The sequence below is a fragment of the Plasticicumulans sp. genome, from assembly GCF_035331805.1.
In the GTDB taxonomy this organism is placed as follows: domain Bacteria; phylum Pseudomonadota; class Gammaproteobacteria; order Competibacterales; family Competibacteraceae; genus Plasticicumulans.
Window position 1 is genome coordinate 1 of the sequence record NZ_DAOLKE010000446.1, and the last position, 2,504, is coordinate 2,504.

The 2,504-nt window shown below is 73.5% G+C and carries 2 protein-coding genes; both read left to right on the top strand.

From position 1 onward, the window contains the following. A partial coding sequence (locus tag PKE44_RS18170) for an NAD(P)H-dependent oxidoreductase subunit E (protein WP_324554057.1) occupies window positions 1-1,710 on the top strand: 1,710 nt, incomplete at its 5' end. Then, the coding region (locus PKE44_RS18175) for a 2Fe-2S iron-sulfur cluster-binding protein (protein ID WP_324554059.1) at window positions 1,707-2,504 on the top strand (798 nt) is incomplete at its 3' end. The genes PKE44_RS18170 and PKE44_RS18175, both read left to right, overlap by 4 nt.

A 2,504-nucleotide genomic window follows, 5' to 3' on the forward strand; every position in this document is an offset into this window, starting at 1 on the left:
AACGGGCGACGGAGCGGACGCGGCGGGCCGAAGGGCCGGCAGGTCGATGCGCAGGCACTGGCCGAGGTGCGCGAGACGATCGGGGAGCTGCCGCGCGAGCGCTCGCTGCTGATCGAGCACCTGCACGCGCTGCAGGACCGCTTCCGGCATCTGGCGCCCGCGCATCTCGTGGCACTCGCGGCCGAACTCGGGCTGGCGCCGGTCGAGGTGTACGAGGTCGCGAGCTTCTATCACCACTTCGACGTGCTCGCCGACGGCGACCCGCCGCCGCCGGGGCTGACGGTGCGCGTGTGCACCTCGCTGAGCTGCGAACTGGCCGGTGCGCCGGCGCTGGCCGAGGCGATCGAAGCCGCCGTGCATGCCGGCGTGCGCGTGCAGCGCGTGCCCTGCGTCGGGCGCTGCGACGTGGCGCCGCTTGCGATCGTCGGGCGCAACCACGTGCCGTGGGCGACCGTGGCCAAGGTCATGGTGCGCGTCGACGATGCCCGCACCGAGCCCGAACACCGGCCGGTATGGATCGACCTCGACGGCTACCGCGCCCACGGCGGCTACCGGCTGCTCTGCGACTGCGTCGAGGGTCGGCGCAGCCTCGATGAGCTGCTGGCGACGCTCGATGCCGCGGCGCTGCGCGGGCTCGGCGGGGCCGGCTTTCCGGCCGGGCGCAAGTGGCGGACCGTGCGCAGCTTTCCGGGGCCGCGGTGCATGGCCGTCAACCTCGACGAAGGCGAACCCGGCACCTTCAAGGACCGCTTCTGGCTGGAGCAGGACCCGCACCGCTTCTTCGAGGGCCTGCTGCTCGCAGCCTGGGCGGTCGGGGCGGACGAGATCTACGTCTATACCCGCGACGAGTATCCGGTGTGCCGGCGCGTGCTCGCAGAGGCCCATGCCGAACTGCTCGCAAATCCACCCTCGCCCTGCGCGCTGCCGGTGATCCACTTCCGCCGCGGCGCCGGCGCCTACATCTGCGGCGAGGAATCGGCGATGCTCGAATCGATCGAGGGCAGGCGCGGCCTGCCGCGGCTGCGTCCGCCGTATGTCGCCGAGCGCGGGCTGCACGGCCGCCCGACGCTGGTGCAGAACTTCGAGACGCTGTACTGGCTGCGCGACATCCTCGAACGCGGCGCCGGGTGGTGGAACGGTCACGGCCGGCACGGCCGCCGGGGCCTGCGTTCGTTCTCGGTCAGCGGCCGGGTGCGCGAGCCGGGCGTCAAGCTCGCGCCGGCCGGCATCACGCTGCACGAGCTGATCGACGAATACTGCGGCGGCATGCTGCCCGGCCACGCGCTGCATGCGTATTTCCCGGGCGGCGCCTCGGGCGGCATCCTGCCGGCGCGCCTCGCCGGCCTGCCGCTCGATTTCGACACGCTGCAGCCCTACGGCTGCTTCATCGGCTCGGCGGCGGTCATCGTGCTGTCGGATCAGGATTCGGTGCGCGCCGCGGCGCTGAACGCGATGCGCTTCTTCGCCGACGAATCCTGCGGCCAGTGCACGCCGTGTCGCGTCGGCACCGCGCAGGCCGCGCAGCTGATGGCCGCGCCGCGCTGGGACACGGCGCTGCTCGCCGATCTCGCCGTCGTCCTGCGCGAGGCCTCGATCTGCGGCCTCGGCCAGGCGGCACCGAACACCTTCGAATGCGCGCTGCGCTACTTCCCGGAAGAGTTTCCCGAGCTGTCCCGGGAAGCGCGCACGCCCGGAGACCCCGCCCCGTGAGCGCCGATGACGCCGGCCCCGCCCCGATCCCGTTCACGCTCGACGGCCGCGCGCTCGACGCCCGCCCCGGCGAGACGATCCTCAGCGCCGCGGCGCGCCACGGCATCGCGATCCCGCATCTCTGTGCCGCCGACGGCCTCGCACCGGCCGGCAACTGCCGCGCCTGCGTGGTCGCGATCGACGGCGAGCGCACGCTGGCACCGGCCTGCTGCCGCACGCCGGCGGCCGGCATGCAGGTGCAGCTCGAAACCGAACGCGTGCGCAAGGCCCAGCGCCTCGTGCTCGAACTGCTCGCCGCCGAAACCGCCGGCGCCGTGCAGAAGCCCGACTCCGAACTGACGCACTGGCAGCAGGCGCTCGGCGTCACGTCGACACGCTTCGCCGCGCGCATGCAGCCGCCGGCCGATGCCTCGCATCCGGCGATCCGCGTCGCGCTCGATGCCTGCATCCAGTGCACGCGCTGCCTGCGCGCCTGCCGCGACGTGCAGGTCAACGACGTGATCGGCCTCGCCGCCCGTGGTCATGACACGCGCATCGTCTTCGACCTCGACGACCCGCTGGCGGCGAGTTCCTGCGTCGCCTGCGGCGAGTGCGTGCAGGCCTGCCCGACCGGCGCGCTGCTGCCGGCGCGCGAAGCCGTCAGCGTCGCCGAGCGCGTCGTGCCCTCGGTCTGCCCGTACTGCGGCGTCGGCTGCCAGCTCGATTACCACGTCGCCGGCCAGCGCATCCTGCGCGTCAGCGGCCGCGACGGCCCGGCCAACCACGGCCGGCTGTGCGTCAAGGGCCGCTTCGGC